Origin of the sequence: Roseateles sp. (assembly GCF_036404855.1) — a bacterium.
Taxonomy (GTDB): domain Bacteria; phylum Pseudomonadota; class Gammaproteobacteria; order Burkholderiales; family Burkholderiaceae_C; genus Pelomonas.
This window is the reverse complement of sequence record NZ_DASWYS010000001.1, coordinates 1-5,669: the sequence shown is the minus strand read 5'-3', so window position 1 is coordinate 5,669 and position 5,669 is coordinate 1. Positions and strand designations below refer to the sequence as shown.

Genomic DNA, 5,669 nt, shown 5'->3' with positions numbered 1-5,669 from the left:
GGCGCCCCGCTGGGTCGCCGCCGACTGGAAGGACCTGCCCGGCTGGGGCAGCGACGACCTGCTTGCCGCCTGGCCGGCGCTGCTCGCCGGCTGCCAGCGCCCCGCGCCAGGCTGGGCGGAGTTCTGCGCCCGCGCCGCGCTGCTGGCGCCGGCCGACGCGATGGAGGCCGGCTTGCTCCTGATGAACCACCTGCGTCCCTGGCGGCTGCAGGCGGATGGCGGCGAGGCCACTGGCCTGCTGACAGGCTATTTCGAGCCGCAGGTGGTTGCCAGCAGCCAACGCCAGGGTGCCTTCCAGTGGCCGCTGCACGGGCTGCCTGCCGACCCCGCGCTGCGCCGCACGCCGCGCCGCGAGATCGACACCAACCCCCGCTTCACCGCGCTGGAGCTGGCCTACTTGGACGACCCCTTTGCACTGCTGCAGCTGCAGATCCAGGGATCGGGGCGCCTGCTCATGCGGGACGCGGCCGGTGCCGAGCGCACCAGCCGTGTGGCCTACGCGGGCCACAACGACCAGCCCTTCCAGTCTGTCGTGCGCGCGCTGCTGGACCGTGGCGAGGTGGCCGATGCGACGCCACGCACCCTGAGCGACTGGGCGCGCCGCAACCCGGCCAAGGTGCGCGAGGCGCTGGCCGTCAATCCGCGCGTCGTCTACTTCCGCGAGGAGGCGCTACCCAACGCGGCCAGCGGTCCGCGCGGCGCGCAGGGCGTGCCGCTGACCCCGGGCCGCTCGGTTGCTATCGACCGCAACTTCATCGCCCTGGGCACGCCGTTGTGGCTGGACAGCACCGAGCCGCTGTCCACCACGCCGCTGCGCCGCCTCGTGCTCGCCCAGGACACGGGCAGCGCCATCCTGGGTGCCGTGCGCGCCGACCTGTTCTGGGGTTGGGGCGAGGAGGCCGGCCAGCGCGCCGGCCGCACCAAGCAGCCGTTGCGGCTGTGGGCGCTGCTGCCCCAGGGGGTCACTCCGTGACTTTCACGCCTTTCCAGAACGCATAGCGGCCCTTGATGTTCTCGGCCGCCGGCAGCGGGTCCGGGTAGTACCAGACCGCGTCGGGGTTCATCTCGCCATTGACCAGCAGGCTCAGATACTTGGCCTCGCCCTTCCAGGCGCAGCGGCTGACGTGGTTGCTGAAGGTCGTGTACTGCTTGTTCAGCGACTCGGCGGGGAAATAGTGGTTGCCTTCGACCACCACCGTGTCGTCGCTTTCGGCGAGGGTGATGCCGTTCCAGACTGCTTTCATGGCTGTCTCCGTGAGAATGGAATGGATGAAACGCTACCACTCCCACCATGGCCGCGACATCGTCGTCACCGCCGGCAGCGCCCGGGACCTCGAACCCGGCCAGTTCGGCGTGCTCGCCATCGATGGCGGCGCGGGCGGCTGGTCGGTCGTGCACAAGGGTCCGGATGGCGAGGTCGTCGAGTTGAACAACGAGATGCATTTCGAGCTGCCGGAGGACGCGCTGGCGTTTGCCAAGGAATTGATCGAGATGCTGGCATCGGGAGCCCCCGACGCATGAGACCGCGGCTGGACTGGGCTTCGGCGGCTCTGGCGGCCCTGCTGTCGCAGCCCGTCTGGGCGGGCGGCGATCCGGCGGCGGGCCGCAAGGCCTTCGCAGCATGCATCCACTGCCATCAGGCCGGCCCCTCGGCGCGGCACGCTTTCGGCCCGCAGCTCAATGGCCTGGCTGGCCGCAAGGCGGGCACGCAGCCGGGCTATGGCTATTCCGCGGCACTGAAGGCTTCGGGGTTGGTCTGGAACGAGGCGACGCTGGCCACCTACCTGCGCGACCCTGGCGCCCTGGTGCCGGGCACCAAGATGCGCTTCTGGGGGCGGGGCACGACCGAGCGTGAGGCGGCCGACCTTCTGGCCTTTCTCGCCGCGCAATCCATGAGCCCATCGATCCCATGACGTGCCAGACCGCAACCCTGACCTTGTACGGCGCGGCCGCTTCCGGCTCGGTCGCCGTGGAGGCCGCGTTGGTACTGCTGGGCCTGCCGTACCGCCTGATCGAGGGCGCGACCTGGGCAGAGGCCAGCGCGCGCGACCGTGTTGCGGCCAGCAACCCCATGCGCCAGATCCCGACGCTGCTACTACCCGGCGGCGAGGTCATGACGGAGAGTGCAGCCATCCTGATCTACCTGGCCGACCTGCATCCCGAGGCGCGCCTTGCGCCAGCGGCGGACGACCCGCGGCGCGGGCAATTCCTGCGCTGGATGCTCTACGTGTCGTCGGCGATCTACGCGCTGCACTGGATCAAGCCCGACGTGACGCGTATCGGCGCGCCGGAAGGCGCGCGGGCTGCGGTGGTGGATGCCGTGCATGAACGCATCGCCTTCTGCTGGGCCAACATGGATGTTCAGCTGACACCAGGGCGATGGCTGCTGGGCAATGAGTTGACGGTCCTGGACCTGTACGTTGCCACCGTCTCGCGCTTCGGGCCCTGGCGCGCGCGGTTCTGCGAGGTCGCGCCACGCATGGCGGAGGTGATCCACCGCATCGACGCAGAGCCACGGCTTGCCGCACTGTGGCGTGAACGCTTCCCAGAGGCATGAAACACGTAGCGCCATGACCGTGCATCGATTCAACGTCTTCGGCCAGCTTTTTGACATCGGGCGTCGCGGTGAGCAGTGGCTGGTGCTGGCAGTAGGCAACGACGGCAAACGGGCGCCGGCCGGTTTCGTCATCCCGGAGTTCGTGGCGGACGTGGAACTGGAGCAGTTCCTGTTCGATCTCTTCCACGAACAGGCCGCCTACAAGAAGGGCGGGATCTTCAGGGTGAAGTGCTAGATTTGTGCGCGGTCTATCGCGCCTCGGGCCGCCCCCGGGCCTCGGGCGGAGCCTCGAGCCTGGACATCCTCCAACCCGGAAACAAACCCATGTCCCAAGCAACGTTCATCGCTCTAGGCGCTGCCGCCATTGGCCTGGTCACTTTTGGTCTGTGCCTGTTTGTTGCCATCTCTGCGAGCAGGAAGAAATCCGCGAGGCAGTCGGCAGAGAAAGGCGCCCCCGAGGCCTGACGTCCTTCAGCGCCGCGGATCGGCTCGTGGCGGTGCGTCACGGCGCCGAGCGCACCGTCACACCTGCCCGCCCGCCTTCGCACCCTTGCCCTGCAGCACCGGTGCCTCCGGCATGCCCAGCAGGTCGGCCGCCAGCGCCTCGGCCACTTCGATGCCATCCACGCCGGCGCTCATGATGCCGCCGGCGTAACCCGCCCCTTCACCGGCCGGGAACAGCCCGCGCACGTTGAGGCTCTGGTAGTCGCGGCCGCGGTTGATGCGCAGCGGGGATGACGTGCGCGTCTCCACGCCGGTCAATACCGCGTCCGGCCGGTCGAAGCCGCGGATCTGGCGAGCGAAGGCGGGCAGTGCCTCGCGGATGGCTTCCAGGCAGTAGTTCGGCAGCGAGCCGTTGCCCTTTTGCTGCAGGTTGGTCAGCGTGACACCCGGCTTGTAGCTAGGCTCGATGTCGCCGAAGGCCTGGCTGACCTGGCGTTTGACGAAGTCGCCGACCAGGGAGCCCGGGGCCAGGTAGCCGCCGCCGCCGAGTTCGTAGGCTCGGCTTTCCCAGATGCGTTGGAAGGCCATGCCGTCCAGCGGGTTCACGGGGCTGCCGTCGCGTTTGCCGTCCTGCCGGTAGTCCTCGGGTGTCAGGCCGACGACGATGCCGGCATTGGCGTTGCGTTCGTTGCGCGAGTACTGGCTCATGCCGTTGGTGACGACGCGGTCGGGCTCGCTCGTTGCTGCCACCACCGTTCCGCCGGGACACATGCAAAAGCTGTAGACCGAGCGGCCATTCTTGGCGTGGTGGACCAGCTTGTAGTCGGCCGCACCAAGGATTGGGTTGCCGGCGCCGGGGCCGAAACGGGCCGCGTCGATGAGACTCTGGGGGTGCTCGATGCGGTAGCCGATGGAGAAGGGCTTGGCTTCCATCTGCACGCCGCGGGCATGCAGCATCTGGAAGGTGTCGCGGGCGCTGTGGCCCAGCGCGATGACGACGTGCGTCGTACTGATCTGTTCACCGGACTCCAACTGCACGCCGCGTACGGCGCCGTCTTCGATGAGCAGGTCGGTCATCCTTTGCTGGAAGCGGATTTCGCCGCCCAGCGCCTCGATGTCGGCCCGCATCTTGATGATCATGCTGACCAGCCGGAAGGTGCCGATGTGGGGCTTGCTGACGAACAGGATCTCCTCCGGTGCCCCGGCTTTGACGAACTCGGTCAATACCTTGCGGGTGAGGTGGCGCGGGTCGGAGATCTGGCTGTAGAGCTTGCCGTCGGAGAAGGTGCCGGCGCCGCCCTCGCCGAATTGCACGTTGCTCTCCGGATTGAGCTTGCTGTCGCGCCACAGGCCCCAGGTGTCCTGCGTGCGCTCGCGCACCGCCTTGCCGCGTTCGAGCACGATGGGACGCAGGCCCATCTGCGCCAGGATCAGTGCGGCGAACAGGCCGCAGGGGCCGAAGCCGACGATGACGGGCCGCGGGCCGGCGTAGTCGCCGACTTGCGCGAGGAAGTGGTAGCCGGTGTCGGGTGTGGCGCGAATCTGGTGGTCGCCGGCGAAGCGGGCCAGCACGGCGGCTTCATCGGCGCCGTCTGCCAGCGTGCAGTCCAGTGTGTAGACGAGCTGGATGTCGCTGCGCTTGCGCGCGTCGTAGCCGCGACGGGCGATGTGCAGGGCGGCCAGTTCGGTGTCGGCCAGCTTCAACCGGGCCAGTGCGGCGGGGCGCAGTGCGTCCTCGGCGTGGTTCAGCGGCAGGCGGAGTTCGTTGATGCGGATCATGGTCGTTTGGTCAGTGTCGAGCCGACAAAAACAAACAGGCCCCGCGGGGCCTGTGTGCGTTGAACTTCCAGGCGCTCGGCCTGAAAGATCAGCCCGAATGCGGGCGCTTGCCCGGGTTCTTCTTCGAGCGGGTGTGCGAACCGCGCTCCAGGCTGCGCAGCTGGCCCTTGCCGGTCGTGAAGGTCACGCCCTTGGGGGCGGCGGGGCGGGGGGTGGCGCGGCGAGCCGCTTCGGTGATGATCTTGTTGCCCATGAATGGCTCTCCAGTGAAACAAAAAGCCCGCTTGCAGGGGCAAAACGACGAAAGGCGCGGATTTTAGCTCGCCCAGCCCAGCCAGGTCTCGAAATCCGCCAGATCCATGGGGCGGGCCAGCAGAAAGCCCTGCATGAGGTCGCAGCCGCAGGTGGTGGTGCAGGCCAACTCGGCGTCGTTCTCGACGCCCTCCACCGTCACCGTCAGACCCAGGCCATGGCCGACGCCGACGATGGACTTGAGCAGCGCCTGGCGGCGTGGGTCGCGATCGACGTCCTGCACGAAGCTGCGGTCGATCTTGAGCTCGTCCACTGGCAGGTGTTGCAGGTAGGCCAGCGAGGACTGCCCGGTGCCGAAGTCATCGATGGCCAGCTTTACGCCCCAGCTCTTGAGCGCTTGCAGCACGGCGATGGGGTCGTTGCCGCTGGCCATCAGGCCGGTCTCGGTGACTTCCAGTTGCAGCCGGCTCGGATCGACGCGGTGCTCGGCGAGCAGCGCCGCCAAGCGGGCGGGCAGGGTCTGATCCTGGAGGTCCAGCGTCGAGATGTTCACGGCGATGGACAGCGGCTCGCGGCCTTCGGCCGCCCAGGTGGCCAGCGTGCGCACGGCCCGGGCCAGCATCCAGTCGGTGATCTG

Annotated in this window: 9 protein-coding genes; 5 read left to right on the top strand and 4 right to left on the bottom strand. The window is 68.4% G+C overall.

What is annotated here, in order from left to right; translation table 11 throughout:
- On the top strand, positions 1–973 hold a 973-nt coding region (locus tag VGF12_RS00045; protein ID WP_331174002.1), incomplete at its 5' end, for a murein transglycosylase A.
- Here the strand turns inward: VGF12_RS00045 and VGF12_RS00040 are convergent.
- Positions 963–1,244, bottom strand: a complete 282-nt coding sequence (locus tag VGF12_RS00040; protein WP_331174001.1) for a DUF427 domain-containing protein — start codon at positions 1,242–1,244, stop codon at positions 963–965. The two genes, VGF12_RS00045 and VGF12_RS00040, sit on opposite strands and share 11 nt — an antisense overlap.
- A 25-nt stretch (positions 1,245–1,269) precedes the next feature.
- On the opposite strand from VGF12_RS00040, the gene VGF12_RS00035 reads away from it, so the two are divergent.
- From VGF12_RS00035 to VGF12_RS00020, 4 genes are read left to right on the top strand one after another with little or no spacing between them, the layout of a single operon-like run.
- The gene (locus VGF12_RS00035) at positions 1,270–1,521 is read left to right on the top strand and encodes a hypothetical protein (RefSeq protein ID WP_331174000.1); all 252 of its coding nucleotides are present in this window, start codon (positions 1,270–1,272) and stop codon (positions 1,519–1,521) included.
- On the top strand, positions 1,518–1,913 hold the full coding sequence (locus VGF12_RS00030) for a c-type cytochrome (RefSeq protein WP_331173999.1): 396 nt from the start codon (positions 1,518–1,520) through the stop codon (positions 1,911–1,913). The genes VGF12_RS00035 and VGF12_RS00030 overlap by 4 nt, the downstream gene beginning before the upstream one ends.
- Positions 1,910–2,557 (top strand): glutathione S-transferase family protein, encoded by a 648-nt coding sequence (locus tag VGF12_RS00025; protein ID WP_331173998.1) that lies wholly within the window; start codon positions 1,910–1,912, stop codon positions 2,555–2,557. The genes VGF12_RS00030 and VGF12_RS00025 overlap by 4 nt, the downstream gene beginning before the upstream one ends.
- A 13-nt stretch (positions 2,558–2,570) precedes the next feature.
- The gene (locus tag VGF12_RS00020) at positions 2,571–2,792 is read left to right on the top strand and encodes a DUF7661 family protein (protein WP_331173997.1); all 222 of its coding nucleotides are present in this window, start codon (positions 2,571–2,573) and stop codon (positions 2,790–2,792) included.
- A gap of 287 nt (positions 2,793–3,079) precedes the next feature.
- Here the strand turns inward: VGF12_RS00020 and VGF12_RS00015 are convergent, their stop codons facing one another.
- The 3 genes from VGF12_RS00015 to VGF12_RS00005 form a co-directional block, all read right to left on the bottom strand.
- Entirely contained in the window at positions 3,080–4,780 is a 1,701-nt protein-coding gene (locus VGF12_RS00015; protein WP_331173996.1) for an NAD(P)/FAD-dependent oxidoreductase, read from the bottom strand.
- 88 nt (positions 4,781–4,868) lie between these two features.
- A complete protein-coding gene (locus tag VGF12_RS00010) occupies positions 4,869–5,033 on the bottom strand; it encodes a hypothetical protein (protein ID WP_331173995.1) in 165 nt (54 codons plus the stop codon).
- Positions 5,034–5,096: 63 nt separating this feature from the next.
- A partial coding sequence (locus tag VGF12_RS00005; protein WP_331173994.1) for an EAL domain-containing protein occupies positions 5,097–5,669 on the bottom strand: 573 nt, incomplete at its 5' end.